The 22,190-nt window shown below is 59.1% G+C and carries 22 protein-coding genes and 1 pseudogene; 9 read left to right on the top strand and 14 right to left on the bottom strand.

Going from position 1 to position 22,190, the window contains the following annotated elements; translation table 11 throughout:
• Positions 1 to 90: 90 nt before the first annotated feature.
• On the top strand, positions 91 to 1,437 hold the full coding sequence (locus AC07V0_RS28940) for a PAS domain-containing HWE histidine kinase family protein (RefSeq protein ID WP_495020143.1): 1,347 nt from the start codon (positions 91 to 93) through the stop codon (positions 1,435 to 1,437).
• Between the two features lie 35 nt (positions 1,438 to 1,472).
• Here AC07V0_RS28940 and AC07V0_RS28935 read toward each other — a convergent pair whose 3' ends face one another.
• Complete coding sequence (locus AC07V0_RS28935) at positions 1,473 to 2,093, bottom strand: cell wall hydrolase (RefSeq protein ID WP_064618431.1); 621 nt, start codon at positions 2,091 to 2,093, stop codon at positions 1,473 to 1,475.
• A 182-nt stretch (positions 2,094 to 2,275) separates the two neighbouring features.
• Between AC07V0_RS28935 and AC07V0_RS28930 the strand changes: the two genes are divergently transcribed.
• Positions 2,276 to 3,127, top strand: coding sequence for a CAP domain-containing protein (locus AC07V0_RS28930; RefSeq protein ID WP_495020142.1), 852 nt, complete (start codon positions 2,276 to 2,278; stop codon positions 3,125 to 3,127).
• Between the two features lie 43 nt (positions 3,128 to 3,170).
• Here AC07V0_RS28930 and AC07V0_RS28925 read toward each other — a convergent pair whose 3' ends face one another.
• From AC07V0_RS28925 to AC07V0_RS28905, 5 genes are all read right to left on the bottom strand, one after another.
• Positions 3,171 to 3,569 carry a YfeK family protein gene (locus tag AC07V0_RS28925; protein ID WP_064618435.1) on the bottom strand — a complete coding sequence of 133 codons (399 nt, stop codon included), beginning with the start codon at positions 3,567 to 3,569 and terminating at the stop codon, positions 3,171 to 3,173.
• A 58-nt stretch (positions 3,570 to 3,627) separates the two neighbouring features.
• On the bottom strand, positions 3,628 to 3,852 hold the full coding sequence (locus AC07V0_RS28920; protein WP_081626573.1) for a hypothetical protein: 225 nt from the start codon (positions 3,850 to 3,852) through the stop codon (positions 3,628 to 3,630).
• 123 nt (positions 3,853 to 3,975) lie between these two features.
• Positions 3,976 to 4,212 (bottom strand): hypothetical protein, encoded by a 237-nt coding sequence (locus AC07V0_RS28915; protein WP_007942075.1) that lies wholly within the window; start codon positions 4,210 to 4,212, stop codon positions 3,976 to 3,978.
• Between the two features lie 61 nt (positions 4,213 to 4,273).
• Complete coding sequence (locus AC07V0_RS28910) at positions 4,274 to 5,062, bottom strand: DeoR/GlpR family DNA-binding transcription regulator (protein WP_495020141.1); 789 nt, start codon at positions 5,060 to 5,062, stop codon at positions 4,274 to 4,276.
• Between the two features lie 95 nt (positions 5,063 to 5,157).
• On the bottom strand, positions 5,158 to 6,051 hold the full coding sequence (locus tag AC07V0_RS28905; protein ID WP_111453640.1) for a LysR family transcriptional regulator: 894 nt from the start codon (positions 6,049 to 6,051) through the stop codon (positions 5,158 to 5,160).
• Between the two features lie 86 nt (positions 6,052 to 6,137).
• On the opposite strand from AC07V0_RS28905, the gene AC07V0_RS28900 reads away from it, so the two are divergent.
• From AC07V0_RS28900 to argE, 5 genes are all read left to right on the top strand, one after another.
• Positions 6,138 to 6,932: an NAD(P)H-dependent oxidoreductase gene (locus AC07V0_RS28900; RefSeq protein ID WP_495020140.1), complete on the top strand. Its 795-nt coding sequence runs from the start codon at positions 6,138 to 6,140 to the stop codon at positions 6,930 to 6,932.
• A 575-nt stretch (positions 6,933 to 7,507) separates the two neighbouring features.
• A complete protein-coding gene (locus tag AC07V0_RS28895; RefSeq protein WP_495020139.1) occupies positions 7,508 to 8,818 on the top strand; it encodes a flavin-containing monooxygenase in 1,311 nt (436 codons plus the stop codon).
• A gap of 24 nt (positions 8,819 to 8,842) precedes the next feature.
• A complete protein-coding gene (locus AC07V0_RS28890; RefSeq protein WP_018930235.1) occupies positions 8,843 to 9,259 on the top strand; it encodes a RidA family protein in 417 nt (138 codons plus the stop codon).
• A 156-nt stretch (positions 9,260 to 9,415) separates the two neighbouring features.
• Positions 9,416 to 10,093: a DUF1028 domain-containing protein gene (locus tag AC07V0_RS28885; protein WP_495020138.1), complete on the top strand. Its 678-nt coding sequence runs from the start codon at positions 9,416 to 9,418 to the stop codon at positions 10,091 to 10,093.
• Positions 10,090 to 11,241 carry an acetylornithine deacetylase gene (argE, locus tag AC07V0_RS28880; protein WP_495020137.1) on the top strand — a complete coding sequence of 384 codons (1,152 nt, stop codon included), beginning with the start codon at positions 10,090 to 10,092 and terminating at the stop codon, positions 11,239 to 11,241. The genes AC07V0_RS28885 and argE overlap by 4 nt, the downstream gene beginning before the upstream one ends.
• Positions 11,242 to 11,256: 15 nt before the next feature.
• Here argE and AC07V0_RS28875 read toward each other — a convergent pair whose 3' ends face one another.
• Positions 11,257 to 12,168 (bottom strand): LysR family transcriptional regulator, encoded by a 912-nt coding sequence (locus AC07V0_RS28875; protein WP_019648652.1) that lies wholly within the window; start codon positions 12,166 to 12,168, stop codon positions 11,257 to 11,259.
• A 401-nt stretch (positions 12,169 to 12,569) separates the two neighbouring features.
• Here AC07V0_RS28875 and AC07V0_RS28870 point away from each other — a divergent pair.
• A pseudogene (locus AC07V0_RS28870) lies at positions 12,570 to 12,766 on the top strand (PLDc N-terminal domain-containing protein).
• A 209-nt stretch (positions 12,767 to 12,975) separates the two neighbouring features.
• Here AC07V0_RS28870 and AC07V0_RS28865 read toward each other — a convergent pair.
• The 4 genes from AC07V0_RS28865 to AC07V0_RS28850 all read right to left on the bottom strand — a co-directional run bounded on the left by AC07V0_RS28865 (position 12,976) and on the right by AC07V0_RS28850 (position 17,327).
• Positions 12,976 to 13,179 carry a hypothetical protein gene (locus AC07V0_RS28865; RefSeq protein WP_064618454.1) on the bottom strand — a complete coding sequence of 68 codons (204 nt, stop codon included), beginning with the start codon at positions 13,177 to 13,179 and terminating at the stop codon, positions 12,976 to 12,978.
• A 279-nt stretch (positions 13,180 to 13,458) separates the two neighbouring features.
• Entirely contained in the window at positions 13,459 to 14,841 is a 1,383-nt protein-coding gene (locus AC07V0_RS28860; RefSeq protein WP_495020136.1) for a J domain-containing protein, read from the bottom strand.
• Positions 14,842 to 14,847: 6 nt separating this feature from the next.
• Positions 14,848 to 16,539 (bottom strand): Hsp70 family protein, encoded by a 1,692-nt coding sequence (locus tag AC07V0_RS28855; protein ID WP_086946171.1) that lies wholly within the window; start codon positions 16,537 to 16,539, stop codon positions 14,848 to 14,850.
• Between the two features lie 365 nt (positions 16,540 to 16,904).
• Positions 16,905 to 17,327, bottom strand: a complete 423-nt coding sequence (locus AC07V0_RS28850; protein WP_495020135.1) for an HD domain-containing protein — start codon at positions 17,325 to 17,327, stop codon at positions 16,905 to 16,907.
• Between the two features lie 519 nt (positions 17,328 to 17,846).
• Here AC07V0_RS28850 and AC07V0_RS28845 point away from each other — a divergent pair.
• On the top strand, positions 17,847 to 18,140 hold the full coding sequence (locus tag AC07V0_RS28845; RefSeq protein ID WP_495020134.1) for a fructose-bisphosphate aldolase: 294 nt from the start codon (positions 17,847 to 17,849) through the stop codon (positions 18,138 to 18,140).
• A gap of 72 nt (positions 18,141 to 18,212) precedes the next feature.
• On the opposite strand, the gene AC07V0_RS28840 is transcribed toward AC07V0_RS28845, so the two are convergent.
• From AC07V0_RS28840 to AC07V0_RS28830, 3 genes are read right to left on the bottom strand one after another with little or no spacing between them, the layout of a single operon-like run.
• Positions 18,213 to 19,973, bottom strand: a complete 1,761-nt coding sequence (locus AC07V0_RS28840) for an isocyanide synthase family protein (RefSeq protein ID WP_064618462.1) — start codon at positions 19,971 to 19,973, stop codon at positions 18,213 to 18,215.
• A 29-nt stretch (positions 19,974 to 20,002) separates the two neighbouring features.
• A complete protein-coding gene (locus AC07V0_RS28835; protein ID WP_495020149.1) occupies positions 20,003 to 20,719 on the bottom strand; it encodes an HAD family hydrolase in 717 nt (238 codons plus the stop codon).
• Positions 20,719 to 21,714 (bottom strand): L-tyrosine/L-tryptophan isonitrile synthase family protein, encoded by a 996-nt coding sequence (locus tag AC07V0_RS28830; RefSeq protein ID WP_495020133.1) that lies wholly within the window; start codon positions 21,712 to 21,714, stop codon positions 20,719 to 20,721. The genes AC07V0_RS28835 and AC07V0_RS28830 overlap by 1 nt, the downstream gene beginning before the upstream one ends.
• Positions 21,715 to 22,190: the final 476 nt, after the last annotated feature.

Raw genomic sequence — 22,190 nt, 5'->3', positions numbered from 1 at the left:
CCTGTCCATGAGGACGACACCGCTATTGGACCTACCTGTACACCCTCAGAAGGTAGCGAGCAAACCTCCCCGTTCCTTCACGACCTGGGGTTGAGCGATGTCCTTGAGGCACTGCCCGAGGCCATCTACACCACCGATGCCAAGGGTCTGATCACCTTTTACAACCGTGCAGCGGTGGCGCTGTGGGGAATGACCCCGGCGCGTGGGGAGAGCGCCTTTTGCGGCTCCTGGAAGCTCTATTGGCCTGACGGCACGCCGCTGCCCCACGATGAATGCCCCATGTCCATGGCATTGAAGGAACAACGTCCTGTCAGAGGGATTGAAGCCATCGCCGAGCGTCCGGATGGCACACGCGTTCGTTTTCTGGCGTGCCCCTCGCCGATCTTCGATGCAGAAGGCAGCCTGATAGGCGCCGTTAACATGCTGATCGATCTGACTGACCAGACCGTCGCCGACAAAGCCGCGCTGATCCATGACGCGCTGGTCGAATCGTCCGCCGACGCGATCATCGCCAAAGACCTGAACGGCACGATTACCAACTGGAACGCTGGCGCCCAGCGACTCTTCGGTTACACGGCCGAGGAAGCGGTCGGCCAACCCATTGATATGCTCATCCCCCTGGATCGGCGGGATGAGGAACCCGGCATTTTGGCGCGCATCCGTCGAGGCGAGCGCATCGAACACTATGAAACCCTCCGGCGGCGCAAAGACGGCAGCCTGGTCGAGATCTCTCTCGCCGTCTCCCCTATCAGAAATCGGCAAGGCCGTATTGTCGGAGCGGCCAAAATCGCTCGCGATATCACTGAGCGACGACAGGCGGAAGAACAAAAGAGCCTGCTCATCAGAGAGATGGATCACCGGGTGAAAAACCTGTTCACCCTGGCAAACAGCGTGGTCTCACTGAGCGCCCGTTCGGCAACGACCCCCGGTGAACTCGCCTCCGCCGTTTGCGCACGGCTGAACGCATTGGCGCGAGCCCATACCCTGACCATACCGCACGGTTTGAGTAACGAGCAGCCAACGACATTGCATGCCCTCATTCAAACCATTCTCGCGCCTTATGCCGATAGCGGGGATACCAGCCAGTCACGCGCCGTCGTGACCGGCCCTGACATAACGATTGACGGTGCATCAGTCACCAGCTTCGCTTTGCTGTTGCATGAGTTTGCAACCAACGCCGCGAAATATGGGGCGCTCTCTTTGCCTGAAGGGCTTTTGGATATTGCCTGTAGCGAGAGTGAGGAGGTATTCACCGTGGTCTGGAGCGAAAGGAATGGCCCGCTCATTGACCGGGAGCCCGACAGCACCGGGTTCGGCACCCTTCTCGCCAAAGCGACCGTGCATGGCCAGCTTCACGGCGAAATCCGCCGTGACTGGAAGCGCGAGGGGCTGACCATCACCGTAGCGTTTCCCTCCCGTAGCATAAGCGGCCAGTAGAGGGTTGGCTCCAGATGGTGCGAAGCGATTCGCACCTACTTTGCCGTTCCGCCACCAGGTTTATAGAACAGAAACTTCCGGGTCTCGCCCGTCTTGATGTACTGCTTCGCCCAGTCGGGTTTCACCGTTCTGTCGTGGAAATACAAGGCACCGTGGGTGCGGTCCGTCAGTTGCTTGTTGAGTGCCTTGCGCGCGATCTCCTTGGCGATGGCATATTCGTCGTCTTCCTTTACCTGATCCGCACGCCCGTCGCACCACCAGGAAAACTGGCAGGCATGCTTTTCGGAACCTTGCTTGACCACAGCGCACACCGTATCCGGAAAACCTTCGTGACCCAGCCGGTTCATGACCACGCTGGCGACGCCTTCCATGTCGGCAGCAGTTACCCCTTTGGCTTCCCAGTAGATACTGCGTGCAAGGCACGTAATGGCATCCTCCAGCGGCGCCGTGCCCGCCGGATCGACCGCCTGCGCTTCGGAGGGGGTGATGACCTCGGATTTGGGCACCGGAGCTTCGCTACCCTTCTCTGCCGCTTTCTGCTCCAGAACCTGCGCCTTTTCTTCGGCCACTTCCTTTTTTTGCTCCTGGTCGGTTGCCCACACCTGGCCGCACAGAAGGCTGATTGCGAAGCAGGTGGCTACCCCTTTGAATCGCATGTTCCGACCCTTCTGATTGAAACCTTCGTGAGCAACGAAACGATCGCAGACCTGGGTTGATTGTAGTAGCCGGAATTCATACCGACAGGCAGGCAATAAACTGCATTTGAGCGCGAAAAGGCATTGCATTGGGAGGGGGGACATCGCGCATCATGGGTACAGATCGTTCAAGGGAGATTTACATGCTCAGCCTGTCATCCGTTTTGCATCTTGGCGTGTTGTCATTCGGGTTGGTATTCAGCGTCATCGCATCGGCGGCCGATGAACAACAGCTGGTAGAGTCGATCAACGTTTACCGCAGCCAGGTACAGCGCTGTGCCGGACAGGCGTCTTCGGAGTTACCACCGCTGGCCAGCGATCCGCGCCTGGTGCTGTCCGCCAACAGCATCGGCGACCTGCAGCAGGCACTGGCCCGCGCGGCGTACCCGATGGTTAATGTGCAGGCAATCAGCTTGTCCGGCCCGCGTGATGCGCCCGCCGCGATGAAGGCGATTCAGGAGAGCTTCTGCCGGGTGGTGCTGGACCCGCAATTTGTCGATATCGGCGTCAGCCGGGAGGGCCGCGAGTGGCGCATCGTGCTGGCGCGCCCGCTGTTGACGGGGCGCTTGGGCGACTGGCAGGCGGAGGGACAGAAACTCCTTGAAGCGATGAACAGCGCCCGCACGCAAGCGCGCCAGTGCGGTACCCAATCCTTCACCGCCACCACGCCGCTGGTCTGGAACGCCACGCTGGGATCAGCCGCCGAGGGCCACAGCCGAGCCATGGCCAACCATAACTTTTTCGATCACAAGGACCGCGACGGCCGCACGCCGGGTGATCGGGCTGAACTGGCGGGGTACGCCGGCCAGCAGGTCGGTGAGAACATCGCCGCCGGGCAGGACACAGTGCGCAAGGTGGTCGATGGCTGGCTGGCCAGCCCGGGGCATTGCGCCAACCTGATGAACCCACAATTTCGCGAATTGGGTGCAGCCTATGCGGTGGACCCGAAGAGTGACGCGGGTATTTACTGGACGGCGATGTTTGGCACGCCGTAAAGGCGGCTGCTTGATTGTGCTGCGCTAGCGCATCAAGACACCATCAATGACGTTGCCGCTGCCGCTGTAGCTCGGTCTTCAACCAGAGGTTGGCCGGTTGTATGCCTGCCGGACAGCGCACTTCATAGGCGCGGCCACTCATGCTGCTTTGGGTGGCCGCCAGCTCAATAAAGTCTTCGGCGCTGTTCACCCTGTCCTGTTCTTCAAGGTACTCCAGCTTCTTCTCCAGATGCGCCCGGGCTTGAGGGCCGCCGTATTCGCTTCCGTTGCGCACAAACCGGCATTCACTGTGCTCGACAAAGTCCAGCAAGCTGTTTATTTCCTGAGTGGCTTGAGGTGGGATTTGTGCCTGTGCATTGAACACCACGGCAGTCAGGCCGATACCTGCCGCCGTCAGCCATTGAGTGAGGGGTGCAACAATATGCCCAGTCAGCCTTCGCATGATTATTCCTCAGGAGATCAGAGCGGTGATGGCCGCTCTGGAGCTGGGCGCAGACAGGTCAATCGTCTCGGTCGTCATGGTCGCGGTGCCGACGGCGATCATCACGACGATCATAATCCCGGTCATACCCACGATCATCACGGTAATAATAGCCACGGTCATGGTCGCGACGGTATTCACGGTGATCCCGATCGTACCTGTCTCCCTCTTCCCAGTAAGGAAAGCAACCTCCCAGCAGGAGAGTACTTGCAATGGCCAGGGTCATTATCGCGGTGCGCTTCATTTTAACGTCCTAAAAGGTCAGAACTACGGGGATGAGGTGACGCTAGCGGCGAATCGATCGCAGTGCGTTCAAACCCATAATTACGACCCTCAAGCCGGTCAATGATTCCGTTATCACCGGGCCTTACAGCGTTCTCTGGCTGTTACCGATGGTTTTGGCTTTTTCGATGGCCCACTCCATCGCCGCTTCCATGTCCAGCAGATGCGGCGAGGGGTGCTTGTCCTCGACAATGGCCGAGCCGTCCGGCCAATAGACCCCCATGAACATCTTCAGCGAACCGTCTCTCAATATCTCGGCTTTGACCTCAATCGTGCATCCGTTCGACAGCGTTTCCGAGTGGGTTATATGACGCTCAGTCATGACTGCATTCCTCCCGTCGTTGCTATCAGCGTAACCCATGCAGCGCCGGGCGCGATGACGCTCAGGCGTCTGCCTGCACCACCTCGATCCCCAGTCTTTGATAGTCCTCAAGATTGCCCGAGGCCACATGACGTTCGGTGATCAGCGTGTGCACACGGGCACAAGGCGCAACCACAAAGGGCTCCACGGCACCCAGTTTGTCCGCGGTGGTCACGGCAATCACGTGGGAGGCGCTGGCGAGCATCGCCTGCTTCACCGGCACTTCATCGAAATGCAGCGAGCTGAGGCCGACTTCCGGATGAATGGCACAGACCCCGGTGAACACCAGGTCGGCCTTGATGCTCTCGATCAACCGCAGGGTTTCATGCCCGCTGGAAGACATCGTCGCAGGGTTGAGCTGACCACCGGCGACGATCACCGTGATGCCTTTGTATTCGGCCAACGTGATCGCGATCATCGGCGACGCGGTGACAGCGGTGATGACAATGTCAGCGGGTAGCGAGCGTGCGATCTGCAGCGTGGTGCTCCCGGAATCGAACATCACGATCTGGCCGTCTTTGACCCGGCGCGCGGCAAGTTGCGCCAACCGGGTTTTCACCTCGTCGGTTTCGCTGACCCGGGTGAAGTAATCCTTGCCCGTGTCCTTGGGCCGTGGCAACGCCCCGCCGTGCACCCGCTGCACCAGCCCGGCACTGGCCAGCTCCGACAGGTCCCGGCGAATGGTGTCTTCGGACACGGCGAAATGCTGACTCAGTTCGGAAGCCATGACCTTGCCGTCACGTTCGAGGATCAGCAGGATTTTTTGGCGGCGCAGTTGGGGGAGTTCGGCGGAGGAATGCTCGGCTTGCATGGTTATGCCTGTTTTTGCGTGTTTGTGCGAGATTAGCCAAACACCTCAATGAACACAAGGCGCTCCCACAAGGGATTGTGTTTGATTGATACCCATCACAAGGCACTCACGATGAACTCACGCAACCATTGATGCCCAGGGTCGCGGTGACAGCGCTCGGGCCAGAGCATCGACATCTCGTAACCCGGGACTTCAAGCGGGGGCTCGACCATGGTCAAAGCGTGCGTATCGCGAACCAGGCGAGCTGGCAGCATCGCGACCATGTCGGTGCTCTCCACCACCGACGGGACAAACAGAAAATGGGGGAGCGAAAGCACCACTCGGCGCGTCATGCCCAGCTGGGAAAGCGCCTGATCGGTGACACCCTGAAAGCCTCCGCCATCCCGGGATACGATGACGTGGTCGAGTTCGCAGAACTGCGCGAGTGTCGGTCGCTTTCTCAACAGCGGATGGCCAGTACGCCCCACCAACACATAGCGTTCGGTGAACAATGCACGACGTCGCAAGCCTGGGGGAGCATCCTCAGTGGTATGAAACGCCAGGTCGATTGCCCCCTGCTCCGCTTGTTTGGCCAGTTGTGACGGCATCAGGTCAAACACCGCCAAACGCGTGCCGGGTGCCGCCGAACGCAGCCCGGCCAACGCGGGCAAGATGATGGTCGACTCGCCGTAGTCCGACGCCATGACATTCCACGTCTGCCGTGCCTCGGCCGGGTTGAAAGGGCTGGCGGGCGACACCGCGCGCTCCAGGGCTTCCAGGGCCTGGCGCAACGGCTCGCGCAACTCATCCGCCCGAGCCGTGGGCCGCATGCCCCGTGGCCCCGGCAGTAATAGTGGATCGTTGAAAATATCCCTCAATTTGGCGAGATGAACGCTCACCGAAGGTTGCGACAGATTCAGACGTTGCGCCGCACGGGTCACGTTGTGTTCCGAGAGCAGGACATCAAGCGTCAGCAGCAGGTTGATGTCCAGACGTCGCAGATTATTCATGACAATACCTGGCATATTGGTTATTCATTTCCAATATACCGGGTAAGGCCTGATTCTGCTGGCTTCTGACAACGGAGACTCAGCCCATGAATGTTCTGCTCGTTTACGCCCATCCCGAACCCAAATCGTTAAACGGTTCGCTCAAGGACTTTGCCGTCAAACGCCTGGAAGCTGCCGGCCACAAGGTACAGGTTTCCGACTTGTATGCGATGGACTGGAAAGCCTCGCTGGACGCCGATGACAGTTTCGGCCGGCCTGCCGACGCACGGTTCGATCCGTCGCAAGACTCCAAGCGTGCCTTCAAAGAAGGCCGGCAACGCCAGGACATCGTTCTCGAACAGGAAAAACTGCTCTGGGCCGATACCGTCATCCTGCAGTTTCCGCTGTGGTGGTTCTCGATGCCGGCGATCCTCAAAGGCTGGGTGGAGCGCGTCTACGCCTATGGTTTTGCCTATGGCGTAGGGGAACACTCCGATGCGCGTTGGGGCGACCGTTACGGGGAAGGCACGCTGGCGGGCAAACGGGCGATGTTGATCGTCACCACGGGTGGCTGGGAATCTCATTACAGCCCACGGGGCATCAACGGGCCGATCGACGATGTGCTATTCCCGATCCAGCACGGCGTACTGTTCTACCCCGGCTTCGACGTGCTGCCACCGTTCGTGATCTATCGGACCGGCCGAATGGATGAGGCGAGATTTTCAGCAACTTGTGAGGCGCTCGGCCAACGGCTGGATGACCTTTGGGAAACCGCGCCGATTGCTTTCCGGGCGCAAAATTCAGGGGCGTATGACATTCCGCAACTCACATTGCGTGATGAGATTGCTGCGGATCAGACGGGCTTTGCGGCTCACGTCAGTCAGGCGGCACATTCGTTGTAGCAGCTTGCGAGGCTGCGTTCGCCGTAGCAGCTGCCTCGCAAGCTCGACAGCTGCTACAGCGAACACGAAAAAGCCCGCACAAGGCGGGCTTTGGAAATCGAGTAGGTGGCCAGCGCTGGTCTCTGGCTTACAAGGTTTATCGGGCCTCTCACAGAACAGGATTTTTAGCTTTGGGCTGTTCTGCCTCACACGGCATAAGGGCTGGATCTCAGCGCGGAGATCTTTCTAACCGTGTACCCTTGGGAGCGCGCCCCACGCCTCCTCGCTATCCCTTTGCGCATCAGTCTGCGTCTTCACCTACAACCTCAGAATAGCAAACCGTTCGAGGCCTGGGTCGGGGTTTTTAGACTGATTATTTTCAAGGGGAATGATGGGTAAATGGAAAAATACTAACGCCGCGAGACGGGCTTCCGCGCTGCCTCCAACACGCCCGCAATCTTTGCAGGTGCTACATCGGTAATTTGTATTCAAATGCCAGCTTTATAATATTTTACCGATCCAGGGGTGATCCCTAGTCTTGACCCAAGAAATGGCAGGCCACAACCGACCTGATTCCAACTTCGATGGGTATAGAGATGACCACTGAAAAAACAAAAATAGATACGCTGATTGTGGGCGCCGGTCAGGCTGGCGTGGCCATGAGTGAACACCTGAGCAAACTCGGTGTGCCTCACCTTGTACTGGAGCGCAGCCGCATCGCCGAGCGCTGGCGCAGCGGTCGTTGGGATTCGCTGGTGGCCAACGGCCCGGCCTGGCACGATCGGTTTCCGGGCCTTGAGTTCGACGATCTCAGCCCCGACAGCTTTGCCCCGAAAGAACGGGTGGCGGATTATTTCGAAGCCTACGCGAAGAAGTTCAACGCCCCCATCCGCACCGGCGTGGAGGTGAAGAAAGTCGAGCGCAATGTCGGTCGTCCAGGCTTCACCATTGAAACCTCCGAAGGCGTGATCAAGGCCAACCGCGTAGTGGCCGCCACCGGGCCTTTCCAGCGTCCGGTTATTCCGCCGATCGCGCCGAAAGATCAGCCATTCACCCAGATCCACTCCGCCGAATACCGCAACCCGCAGCAACTGCCAGAGGGCGCTGTGCTGGTGGTGGGCGCCGGCTCGTCCGGGGTGCAGATCGCCGATGAATTACAAAGTGCCGGCAAGCAAGTTTACCTCTCGGTGGGTGCGCACGATCGCCCTCCTCGCGCCTATCGCAACCGTGATTTCTGCTGGTGGCTGGGCGTGCTCGGCGAGTGGGATCAGGCCGCGATGAAACCCGGCCGGGAACACGTGACCATCGCGGTGAGCGGCGCGCATGGTGGCCGTACGGTGGACTTCCGTGGGCTAGCCCATCGCGGAATGACGCTGGTGGGTCTGACCCAATCCTTCAATGGCAGCGTGGCGACGTTCCAGCCCAACCTTGCCGACAACCTGGCACGCGGCGATGAGAACTATCTGGCGCTGCTCAATGCCGCCGACGCCTACGTCGAGCGCAATGGCCTGGACTTGCCGGAAGAACCTGAGGCGCGGCATACCTTCCCGGATCCGGATTGCGTCACTAACCCGATTCTTGAACTCGACCTGGCCAAGGCTGGCGTGACGTCGATCATCTGGGCCACCGGGTTTGCCACGGATTACAGCTGGCTGAAGGTCAACGCGTTCGACGACAACGGCAAGCCGCAGCATCAGCGCGGAGTGTCGAGCGAGCCTGGGGTGTATTTCCTCGGCCTGCCGTGGCAGTCCCGTCGCGGCTCTTCGTTCATCTGGGGTGTTTGGCACGACGCCAAGTACGTGGCTGATCAGATCGCCATCCAGCGCTCATACCACGACTACCGCGATGCCCTGCAACGCGAAGCTGAAACCGCCCCCGTCGCGCATAAAACCACCGTCAGCGCTTAACGAATAGTTCTTCAGGAGCCTCAGATGTCCACGCCAACCCATACCCGTATTCGCATGTTCAACACCAAGGAAACCTACCCGAACCAGAGCCTGGACAATGACCTGTGCCAGGCCGTGCGGGCCGGCAACACCGTTTATGTTCGCGGCCAGGTCGGCACCGATTTCGAAGGCAACCTGGTGGGCCTCGGCGACCCGCGCGCGCAAACCGAGCAAGCCATGCGCAACGTCAAACAGTTGCTGGAAGAAGCTGGCAGCGACCTCAGCCACATCGTCAAAACCACCACTTACTTGATTGACCCGCGTTACCGCGAGCCGGTTTATCGGGAAGTGGGCAAGTGGCTCAAAGGGGTGTTTCCGATTTCCACCGGGTTGGTGGTGTCGGCACTGGGGCAGCCGCAGTGGCTGATGGAGATTGATGTGATTGCGGTGATTCCTGAGTAAGCAGGTAGACCGAGTCGCGGCTTTCGCGAGCAAGCTTCGCTCCTACAGTAGATCGCTGTTTCATGAACGACCCTGATCATCTGTAGGAGCGAAGCTTGCTCGCGAAGACGCCCGCACAGACAACAACTTTGCCAAGGCCAACCGAGGAGCAAAACCATGACCTTCTCCATCGCCGCCCGTTGCCTCGAAACCGGTCAGTTCGGCATTGCAATCAGTTCCTCAAGCATCGCCGTCGGCGCCCGCTGCCCCTGGCTATTGCCCGGTGTCGGCGCGGTCTCCACACAAAATATCACCCTGCCATCCCTCGGCCCGGAAACCCTCGCCCTCATGGAACAAGGCCTCTCACCTGCTGAGGCTCTGGACAAGGCATTGACCCGCAACGGCTACAGCCAATACCGACAAATCACGGCGATTGACCACCTCGGCCGCACTGCGCATTTCAGCGGTTCAGAAACCCTGGGCAACCACAATGCCGTGTCGGGCGAGCAATGCGTGGCCGCGGGCAACATGCTCGCGGACCGAGCCGTGATCGAGGCCATGGTCGAGGCGTACGAACATGGCGAGGGCCAACTGACCGACCGCTTGCTCACCGCGATGAAAGCGGCGGTGGTCGCAGGCGGTGAAGCCGGGCCGGTGCATTCGGCTGCCGTTGTAGTGGTCGGCGAACTGACCTGGCCGATCATCAACCTGCGGGTCGATTGGGCTGATGAAGATCCGATAGGCAAATTGCAGCAGTTGTGGGACGCCTATCGCCCACAGGTCAAGGACTACATCGACCGCGCCCTCGCCCCCGACAAATCCCCTGGCTACGGTGTCGCCGGAGACGACCGATGAGCAGCAGCCGCGATTTGCTTGAAGCCTTGGTGGCGTTCGACACCACCAGCCGCGAATCAAATCTGCAGCTGATCGAGTTCGTCCGCGACTACCTCGCCCGCTTCGAAGTACCTTGCGAACTGATCTACAACGACGAGCGCAGCAAGGCCAATCTGTTCGCCACCATTGGCCCGGCGGATCAGCCGGGTATCGTGTTGTCGGGGCACACCGATGTGGTGCCCGTCGACGGTCAGCCATGGACGGTTGCGCCCTTCAAGCTCACCGAGCGTGACGGCAAACTGTACGGTCGCGGCAGCGCGGACATGAAAGGCTACATTGCCTGCGTACTCGCCCTGGTGCCGTCACTGGTGAAGGCCTCGCTGCGACTGCCGGTGCACATCGCGCTGTCCTACGATGAGGAAGTCGGCTGTCTCGGCGTTCGTTCGCTTTTGAAAGCCCTCGAACAGCGCCCGGTCAAACCGATGCTCTGCATCATTGGCGAACCCACCGAACTCAAACCGGTGCTCGGCCACAAGGGCAAGCTGGCGATGCGCTGCGACATTCATGGCGAAGCCTGCCATTCGGCGTACGCGCCGCTCGGGGTCAATGCGATTGAATACGCCGCCGAACTGATCGGTGAACTGGGGCGGATTGGCCACAGGCTCAGGGCACCGGAGCATCACGACGCCCGTTTCGATCCGCCGTTCAGCACCGTGCAAACCGGCGTAATTTCCGGCGGAAAAGCCTTGAACATCGTCCCCGCCGATTGCCGCTTTGACTTTGAAATCCGCGCCCTGCCCTCACAAGACCCTGGCCTCGTTGCGCAGGAATTGCAGACCTACGCCGAGCAACAAGTGCTACCGCGCATGCGCGCCGTGAGTGATCAGAGTGAAATCCGCTTCAGTGAATTGTCGGCCTATCCCGGTTTGGCGACCGATGCGCACAGCGAAGCCGCTGAGCTGATCGCGGCATTTTCCGGTTCTGGGGAGTTCGGTACGGTGGCATTTGGCACCGAGGGCGGTCTGTTTGACGCGGCGGGAATTGCGACAGTGGTGTGCGGTCCGGGCAGCATGGATCAGGGTCATAAGCCGGACGAATTTGTCAGCCTCGAACAATTGAACGGCTGCGATGAAATGCTGCAACGGATGCTGTTATCAATCAGCCGCTGATGGTTGGCCCGACGCTCAGGTATACAGTCGGGCCAGTTCTTCCTGGCAGTAATCCACGAACAGCTGCACCGGTTTGGTCAGCTGCGACCTTCTCAACCATGCCGCCGACAGACCCGAACCGGTCACGGTTTCGGCCAGCGGTATGCACACGACTTTCTGCCCGTCATAGGTGTATTCGGAAAACGGTTTGGTGACCAGAATCGAAAAGCCAAAACCGCGCCCGACCATCCCTCGCACCATCTCGATCGAAGGTGAGCTGAACACGATGTGTGGCGTCAGTCCGCGCTCTTCAAAGATGCTCACGAAGTAGGTCCGGCTCGGCACCACGTCCAGCAATATCATCGGCTCCAGCACCAGGTCATTCAGCGACACTTTCGCCTGTTGCGCGAAGCGGTGATCCGCCGGCAACAAGGCGTAGGGCTGTTGCGGCGGCATCAGCGGCACTGTCTCAATGGTGCTGTCCAGATCGTGTTCGAACAGCATCGCCAGGTCAATGCTGCCGGCGGTCAGTGCCTGCACCAGTTCCTGCTGCTCGCCATCGCGAATACGGATCTCCACACCCGGCCAGCGCTCTTTGAAACCAGCGATCAAACGCGGCAGGTACAGCGGCGCCACCGTTTCAAAACAGCCAATATCGATCTGCCCCGCGACCACGTCGTTGTCCGCCAGCGCGTTCTGTTCAAACTCATGGGCGACCCGCAGCAGCTCCAGCGCCTTGCGATAAAACCGCGACCCGCTCGGCGTCAGCGAAACACCCTGGGCGTGATGCCGGATAAACAGCTGCACACCAAAGCTTTCTTCAAGGTGCTTGATCGCCGTCGACACCGACGGCTGCGCGATATAAAGCTTGCGCGAAGCCTCCGCCACGCTGCCGCAGTCGGCGGTGGTGACGAAATACTTGAGCTGTCGCAGGTTGTAAGCGGCCATGCAGACCTCCAGAGAACACAACATTGTAGGAGCGAGGCTTGCCCGCGAAGACGCGCTGACATTCAACATCGTTGTCGGCTGATACGCCGCCTTCGCGGGCAAGCCTCGCTCCTACAGGTATCGGGTCGACGCGCGATTCTGTGGCGGCGCAGCCGCCGTAAAACCGGGCACACGATCAAGGCTGAACATACCCGACACACCCAAACCACGGGCATATATTTTTTAAGGTTTGAAGCAACAAACTTACTAATTTATCCATCCCCGAAATCGGCATTCCACAAATGATCCAGAGCCGCGCCCAGTTCGGCTCACTCGGCGGCCATTTCCCCCACTCCCTCCGAAATTTAATGAACCCCGCCCATCACCACTCACCTAACTGAATGACTATCAGGAGGTGACTCATGCAAATCGAAACGATCTGGATCGTGCTCGCGGCAGTGCTTTTGCTGATCGAGTTGTGGCGATCAACAGGGTACGTAAAGCCGAGGGCAAATCGAGCAACAAACTGGTGTGGATCGTGGTGATCGTGTTTGTGCCGCTGTTCGGGCTGATAGGGTGGGCCATGGCGGGACCGAAACACATTGCGCAGAACCCGTAGTCACCGCAAGCCAGACAATAACGCCGGATAGCGTGCGGTAACGATCTGAGAACTGCGCATACCCAAACGACAAAGCCCCGAATAATCGGGGCTTTGTTGTTTTTCCCTGGAACACCCAATCCATCATCCAGAGTGTTCACCCGCAGCATGACTGCATCAGCATCACTCCGAAGTGGCCCAAGAAGCGGTTTGGCCTGGATGAGTCAGCCTCACTCTGCTCGCGACTGTGTGAGCGACCACATCCAGATGCTCAATACCACGAGCAATATCAAGGCGAGCACGCTTGGCCACAGGGGCATGGGATACCCATTAACGAGAACCTCGGGGCGAATAATCAGGCGCCCCAGTTGCGCCAAGGCCATCAGTGCGTAGACGGTACCGGCCACTCGCAATCCAATGATCCGGGATTTCATGCTGTTCTCCTCGACCTGACTATGAACGTAACAGGCGAGCAAAAGCGCTATTTTTTTGCCGGCCCAGTGTGTGAAGCCGTGAAGGGGCGGCCAGCCTTGGCGCGCTCCTCTCCTGCGCTCGGAAACCACTATCCAACCCTGGCCTTCACCAGAGGGAAAAGGGGACGAATTTATTTTCCAACCATCGCACGAACCAAACAAATAAATCCGCCCCTGAGGGATCTGTCCCCACTCATTTCCTTCTCTTCATCCACAGCCCAGTAAATTGCGTGTTGTCCGCTAAACAACAGTTTTCATACGGAAATAGACTGTAGCCGCCATCACGGCCACTGCAATCACGACAACGAGGCCTTCGCGTTGCAGCATGTGCCAAGGCAGTTGCCCGGCCTTCAGTTTAAGTGCTCGTAGTGCCCGAGCCCACATCGAGACCCTACCGCCGCTCAGGGCCACATTTGTGAAGTAAATCGTACCGAGGAACACCACCACCGGGCTTACCCATCGCAGCCACAGGACACCACCGGACCATGCGCACGCCAGGGCTGCGGGCACTGCACTGGGGAGTATGTGGCGGAGCAACAAGAGCCCAGCGCCTTGTCGGTACCAACGGCGCGGGAGTAACAATCGGCTAAGCAACACATCCAACGGCCCCGCTACCACGGCTACCATGGCCCAAACGTGGTAAACCTTCATGCCCATCCAGATCAATACCGGCATTATCAGTGGCATGATGACCATGCCGAACGCTTCTTTCTTCGTAGGCCCGGTAAGCACCGAAGCCATAAGAACAGCACACAGCGCCATCCATAGGAAAAGGTAAACCCCTCGATAGTTTGTGGCCAGCAACCAATCCCGCCAGTTGTCGAGTGGTTGCAGCCCAAGACGTTGAGGCACTTCGGGGTATTGATATTCAATGGCTTGGGCGAGCTCTGCAAAGCGTTGCCAGTCGAGGTTGCTAAAGCAATCGGCCATTTCACGCCGGCGGCGGTCAGTCATGGGTTTGAACAGCATGGCGGCTGCCTGCCCATGGATTTTATCGGCGTCGAATCTGGCCAGATCGCCGCGTAGGGTCTCTGCAAAAGCTTGCGCCTCGCACCGCCGGATCAGTCTGTCCCAGCGCCAGTACTCGCACGGCAGATCGCCTTGGGTTTCGTTCCAACCCATGACCTGACACACACCATCGAAAAAGGCTGGCGACCATTTTTCGGCGGACTCGAGCCAATCCAATATGCTTTGCTCGAACTGCTGGCGGCGCTCGAAGGGCAATAGCCAGTCGCTCGCCAGCCAAAGGCACAGCGCTTCCCGCACTTGGCGCTCTTTACCCTCGGCCAACCACTGCTGCATCTGTTCCAGGGACGGTTCCGGAGGACTGATGGCGGTTGGAATGTCGACGCTATCCTGAGGGATTACCCACGTAGGGGCTTGCGCGGGCGGATGGTATTCCGGGGTTGATGCGCTTGCGGTTAACGGGGAATAAACGTCTTCCTCATCAATCTGCGCGCGCCAGCGGGACTCGGCCAGCGAAGCTTCATAGGCTTCCCGAAGGCGCTGGAACTGATTGGGGTTTTCGTCTGGGCGGTGGATTTTCAGCAGCCGCGCATAGGCGCGTTTGATGCTGCGTTCGTCCGCGTCCGGGGTAAGGTCCAGCACTTTCCAATGGCTCATGGTGACTCAACCCTCCCGCTCGAAATGGGCAAGACGCTGGGTAATGTCGCCACGGGCTTCGCGTATCAGGCGTTCATCCTGGGTGTCGAGCATTTGCTGAAAATGGTTCGCCAGCCCGGCAATACGTTCCCGGCCATCGCCCAGGCTTTCCTGATACAAGCGGTCCAGTCGGGCCAGCAGCAAGGTATTGATCTGCTGGTCGCGCGGGTGCACTTTCAGTGCTTCGAGGGCCGCCAACCGTTGGGCGATTTCTTCAGGAGCCAATACCCCGGGGTTGTTCTCGATGACCAGCCGATGGGTTTCGTCATTGATTGGCAAATGCACCTGGGCTTCGAGCAAACCGTTATTGTCGTAGGTGAAGCGTATGTCCAGCGTTACCTCACCGGCTTTGCGCGGTGGTACGGGGATTTCCAGTTCACCCAGGAAAATATTGTTGGCCACCAACCGGCTTTCGCCTTGGTAGATACCTAGCCTGACTACTTTCTGGTTATCACTGAGGGTGGACACGTTACGGGAGCGGCTCACCGGCACCACTGTATTGCGCTCGATAATTGGCAAGTAGTGGCCGCTTTGGTAACCGGCGCCTAGCTGCACCGAGGTCTCGATTCCCAAGGTATAGGGGCATACGTCGGTAAGTACCACTTCTTCGAGGGAGGCATGGCGCGCCTGTAGCGCCGCCTGGATAGCCGCCCCCTGCGCCACCACCTCATCCGGGTTGAGCTGCATCGCCGGGATTCGCCCGAACAGGGCCGCGACCAGCTTTCGCACCAACGGCATGCGCGTGGTGCCGCCCACCAATAATATTTCGTTCAGGTCTGCCACCTTGATCCGGGCGTCACGCAACGCGCGCTCGATCGGGGCTCGCAGGCGGTCCAGCAGAGGCCGGACGATGTCCGCCAGGTCGCTCTGGGTCAGTTCAAGACTCCATTCACGCGTTTGCTCGCGAAGGATAAAGCTCGTGACTTGCGCCTGCCCCAAGGCATGACGAACCCGTTGTGCCTCACGCCGCAACCGCTGTGCTATGGCAGGGTGGGCCGTGTCTGGCAGGTCAGCGGCACCGATTTTGGCGATGAAATGCTCCACGAGCCGGTCATCGAAATCTTCACCCCCAAGGAAATTGTCCCCCGCGCTGGCGCGCACTTCCATGACGCCTTCGAACAGCTCGAGGATGGACACGTCAAAGGTGCCACCCCCAAGGTCGAACACCAGAAAGGTCGCTTCGTTTCGCTGTTGCAGGCCATAGGCCAAGGCTGCAGCGGTGGGTTCGTTGATCAGCCTTTCAATTTTCAGCCCGGCCAGTTCGCCGGCAATACGCGTGGCCTTGCGCTGGGCATCACTGAAATACGCGGGCACGCTGATCACTGCTTCGTGAACGGGCCCGCCTAAGGCGCGCTCGGCGTCGGCCTTGAGACTACGCAGTAGCATCGCCGAGAGTTCTTCCGCTCGATAGGCGCGCCCGCCCAGCTGCGTTTCACGGGCGCTCCCCATATAGCGCTTGAACAGAGATGTGGTGAGGTGGGGGTGGGTGTGCAGCCGTTCGCAGGCAATATCCCCGGCGATCAGTTGGCCGTGGTCGTCGAGGCCAACGACGCTGGGTGTAAGGAGGTTGCCCAACGCATTGGGGAGTAGCCGGGCATGTTCGCCATCCCAGGCAGCCACAAGGCTGTTGGTGGTGCCCAGGTCGATACCAATGATCACAGTCACTTTTCCTTAAATGAGGCGGCCGGCCAGCAGAGGACCTTGGTCGTAGGCTCAGTCATTATTGATGTAGGCGCGATTTGCGGATTCGTAGTCGGAGTTATCGGCAGTGCTGATGGTGGCTTTAACCCGCCCGCTTTGCCTTTGCCGGGTCCGACATTAAGTCGCCTTTCGAGCTCATCCTGGAAGTTTCAGCAATAAAATCACTAATTAACGCCGGACGGCGTGCGGTAACGATCTGAGAACTGTGCATACCCAAGCAACAAAGCCCCGAATAATCGGGGCTTTGTTGTTCCTGGCGGGTACACCCTCCGTAAATCCCGGAATGGTCGGCACTCGCGCCGGCGACGCGTTGGCAACACCCGCTACGAACGCAACACCCCTATCGCCCGCCGATACTTCTCAACGCGCTCCAGATCCTCCCAGGACGGCTGCGCAATCCGCGACAAGTCGCTGTTCTCTTCCAGATCAGCCAGCTTCACCACCCGCCCGATCGGGTTCTTCGCCGCGCGCTCGACGAACGCCTCGTAGGACTCGCCCGGCACCTTGGTCACCGACGCAATCGCCGTCAGCACCGCTTCACTGAAACCTTCCTTGCGCAGATCGTCGACGCTGATGCCGCAGTCCTCGACCACGTCATGCAGCACCGCGACGATGCGCTCTTCCAGCGTGTTCACCCGCAGCATGACTTTCAGCGGATGCAGGATGTAAGGCGCCCCGCCCTTGTCCACCTGCCCTTCATGCGCCGCGGCGGCGATGGCAATGGCGCGTTCCAGTGACTGACTCATGGGGTTCTCCTTGGGTTAAATGCCGTGACGTCGCGGTCAGGATTTTGAAGTCTGTAAAATATGTAGGAATTTGCCCTTTGTGGCGAGGGAGCTTGCTCCCGTTGGGCTGCGAAGCAACCCCAAACCCTGCTAGCCCGTTTCCTAAGACACACCGCAACGCCCGGTTTTACTGCGTTTTCGCCATGGAGTGGAGAAAAGCCACTTTGCGAAATGACCATCCGAGCGTCCTACACCCCAATTGCGGCTATCAAAATCACTGCCTAGAGTGAGTCTGTCGCTGAGCGAATTCAGCGATAGGGTTTCGCAGCCCTGACGATACGTGTAGTAACCTTGCACCCCAAAACCAGCAACGGTCGCACAAACGCGCCCGTACTCCGTTTATGGTGGCTGTGTGTGGGAGATCTTCGGGTCTGCCGGGTTCCTCGTATCCTCGGTCTGCGAACCCGCACATAGCTACCACCCATTCGTTTCGCAGCGGACGGCAGTAGCTCTTCTTAAAGATACGAGGAAGATTTACTTATGAGCACAAATACCCCGCTCCGCCACTACAGCCCAATGTCCCACTTCGCCACCGACCACCCCGTCCTCCTCATCGACGCCGACGCCCCGATACGCGAACTCCACAGCTGCCTCAGCGAACGCCTCAACGCCGTCCTCAAATACCTCAACCTCATGGCCTGCACCAGCCTCCCCGACTACGCCGAACACGACATCAACACCGTCACCAACATCGCCCGGATCATGGTTCAGGATGTGAGAGATGTGTTTCGGGTGATTGAGCAGCGTGGGTTTGATACGCCCAAGGGTCAGTGACTTAATTTCAGTCGTAGAAAAACCGCATTACTGCGGTTTTTCTGCTTCCTGCTCCGACTCTGACAATAACAATCAGTAAACCTGCACCCGCCACAACTCTCGCGATGAAGAACCCGCCGACATCGGCAGCCGCCCATGCAACGTCCGATAGTTATCAATCAGCACCAGATCCCCCTCACTCCATTGATGAGCAATCAAACACTCCGGGTCATAAACCAGCGCATTGACCTGTTCCAGCAACGCCTGTTGAGCCTGCTCGTCATGGTCCTGCACCGACTGGCTCAAGGTCTGCAATGTCGAGTCGGTGCCCTCTTGGTAGCGCAGGATGAGCTCGCCGCTGCGGGGGTGGTGGTCCACCAGGCTGTACATGCGCGGCGAGCCGCCGAAGTAGGTCATTTTGGTGTAGTAGGTGATGTTCACGCCCTGCCATTGTCGGGCGACTTGCTGCCCGACTTTGCGCAGTACGTTACGGCTGTCGACGATGGTGGTCTGGCCCTCGCCCGGCTGCGGCGCGGTCTTGCAGTACAGCATGAATTTGCTGGCGCAGAATTTCGGGTTGCGTTGAACTTGTGCGTCGCTGTCGGGCAGCATGTTCAGGTCCCAGTGCAACGGTGTTTTCTCCAGCGAGTGCACCACGCCTTGGGGTTTGTCCGCAGGCTTGACCACGTGGACGGCACCGAAGGCCCATTCGTAGAGCGTGCCGAAGCGTTCGCAGCTGCGAGCAAAGCTATCCTGGTCGTCGAAACGGCAACCTTTGAGGCAGACGAAACCGAAGGTTTCCACCAGGGCTTCCAGCAGGCCGGTGGACAGTCGTTCGAACCCCAGCCCCAACGGGTCTCGCACCACCAGGCCAAACAGCGGAAGTTTTTGCAGTTCGTACTCGAAGCCTTGGGCCTGCGGGTTTTCTGTTTGATGGTAGAGCCATGGCCGCCCCTCATAGGTGACCAGCACATGGTGGTCGAGGTCGACCTGGGCGCGGGCGCGAAGGGTTTGGCCGCCATCCAGGTTGCACACCGGCACGGCATGCCAAGGGCTGTCCGCGCGGGTCAGCCCTTCGGCCAGGCCGAAGGTGAATTTGGGGCCGGCATTGTTGTATTGATGGACCGACAAGCGAATGTCATCGCCAAAGAAACGGTCCACCGCCGCGTTCAATGCGTGCCCGCGATACATCATTTGGTAGGCTTTGAAGTTGATTTGTTGCAGGTACTCGTCCTCGCTCTGCCCTTCTTCGCGGCACAGACGCAGGTCGTTGTAGAGGTGACTGCAGAGGTTGTCATGCGCCCGGCTGAGGGACTCATCGTCGCGGCTCTGCTCGATCAGGTCACCAAGGTTTTTCCACGGTAGACGGGCCTGCTTGATCAGGCTGGCGCGAACCGACTCGGCACTTTGGGCCTGGGGAAACAGGTCTTCCATACTGACCCACTCAATCGTGTGGGTGGTGCACAGTTCACGCAACGCCCGGTTGTAGGCGGCGCGAACGTCGTCGGCCACGCCGACGATGTCATTGAAGGTCGTGCCGTCGCTGAGGATCGACACCACGCAGCCCGGTGCGTGCAACGCGGCGATGGCTTGCCCGAGTTGGTCGAGGCGCTCGATGGCCATGACCTCGCCGTAGTCCGGCAGCACGCCGAAGGTCTGGTCGCTGGCGTTTGGCGACTTGCAGGGAAAGCCTGGCAAAACCAGACGCACTGGCAGGCCCTGATCGAAGCAGTGCCCCAATCGAAGCGCCAGATGTGCCCGGCCTTGTGTGTCGAAACAATCATCCGTGCCTTTGAGCAGATAACCGGCCAGCAAATCGCTGACGGCAGCGATCCAGGCGTCTCTATGTTCCATAGAACAATTTCCTTGAGGGTGTGTGTGTATCAATAGGATTTGACGGTGTCGCCATGCTCGGTGAACGCATGCGCAGCCCCGCAGGCTTGCTGCAAACTGCGCAGCAATTCGGCCGGGTGTTCACAGCACAAGTTCGGGGCCTGGGCCTGCAAGTCAGGTGTCAGGCCATAGCCCCAAGTGACCGCCGCCGAGTGCATGCCTGCGGCACGCGCGGTTTGCAGATCGATCTCCGTGTCACCGACGAACAAGCAGTGGTGCGGATCAACCGACAACCGCCGGGCGGCTTCCCATGCCACATCCGGCTGAGGCTTGAGCGCCCTGCCTGCGCGATGCCCCAGAATCGTCCCGAAGGTATTCTGTGGAAGCAGTGCATCGGCGACTTGCCGGGCCATTTTGTCAGCCTTGTTGGTGACGATAGCTAGCGGCACTTCCAACCGGCGACAGCCTTCGAGCAATTCCAATACGCCGCTGAATGGCCGGGAAAATTGAACCAGGTTGTTTTGGTAGAGCGCTACATAGCGCTGGTGCATGGCGAGCGCATCAGCGACACCAAACTGCGTGGCAACTCGCTCGATCATCGCCGTGGTGCCGCCGCCGATATACCCGCACACTATTTCCGAGGTCAGCGCCGGGCAACCATGTTCGAGCAGCACTTGGTTCAAGCACCAGGTGATGTCGGGCAAGGTGTCGACCAGAGTCCCGTCCAAATCGAAGAGTACGGCTTCGACCCGCAACCGAGACGTCATCATTGAGCACTGGCGTAGTGACAAGGACGCCCCTTGCGGAACACCAGGCGGTGATAGCGCTCATCGACATTGCTGCGTTTTTCGAGCGTGACCACACCCCGTCGCTTGATGGCCACCGAATGCCAGGGCGTACGCCACAGGTCACTGGTTGGCACCAACCGGATACCGATCTTCGTCGAGACCGCCAGCTGCGGGTGAATCGACAGGCGCAGGCAATGCGGGTAACGCGCCTGCAACAGCGCACCCCAGGCTTCACTGCGCTGGATCACCCGCTGCGAGGCCGGTTTGGCGACCTTCTTCACCGCGTTGAGGCTCATGCCAGCGAATACTTTCAGTCCCGAGTAATCCTCGGAAAGAAAGCGATGGATGCCGCAGTACATCAACATCATGTGCGGATCATCCTTGAAGCGCTGCTGCAACAAGATCAATGACTGACCGTGCTCGATCATCATCTCTTCACGCATGGCGTCCAGACAATCCAGCTGAGGGTAGGCATCCTGGAGGTCGAAATGGGCGAACGTGCCGGGATACTGCTGTTCGGCGTAGTCCTGGATAGCGTCGGTGTAGGCCTTAACGTCCGCATCGGGAACATGCACCAAGTCAGAGAACACATAGCCATCGGAGCAGATATGAATCAGCGCGCCCGGTGCGTAGATCTCCTGGATCTCCTTGCACAGGCGATGTAACTCGTCGATGGCATGATGTTCCGCAAGATCAGGCAGATGGCTGAGGGTTTTCTTGCGGCTGGGCGACTTGCCGGGAAAGGCTGGCAAGACCATTTCAATCTTGCGACCGCTCTCGACCGCCTGCATGACCTTGGTCAGATGGGGTTCCAGCACCTGCGACGACAGTTCGTGATCCTGCCCCGGGGCGAGGCTACGACGGAGAAACAGGCATTCAAGGATTTGCTCGGCAATGTTCATGTGTGGGGTGTTCTGATGCTCGTGCACCAGCTGACCGCACACCTGTTGAGCAACGGTGTTTGAACCTTGCATAGACAATCCCTTGTGTGGTGAACAACGGCCATCTTTTGGCCATCAGCAGATATCCCTTACCTGCGGGCGGCTAAATTCCTACAAGTTGTGAGGGCTGTCAATCGTGGCAATCCGGAATATTACGGCACCGAAATCATCGAAAAACCCTCACACAGGCTCATGCAACGTCCAGGCTGGCAAAGCCATACTGCGGCCACACAAGTGTGTCTGGTCCTGATTCCATTACGCCCTCCTGAAAAACAGATCGGAAGGTGTGAACCTTGTTCAGGATGGGACACCGTCCCCTTTTCTCGTTAGCCTGACAATCTGGTCAGTGCCGGCCACAGTTAGAATCAGCGGGAGGCTCAAAATTGAGTACGTTCGACAATGGACGACTAGATTTCCCGGACGGGACCACCTCATACACACTAAACGCACATATTGCCTGTCCGTTACCCTCAGCGGCGGGCCGATAAACAAGGCCGATATAGGCTTCA

The organism is Pseudomonas sp. GW821-FHT01E10, assembly GCF_059422365.1.
Note: the sequence above shows the minus strand (reverse complement) of the source record. Positions and strands in the feature narration are given on the sequence as shown.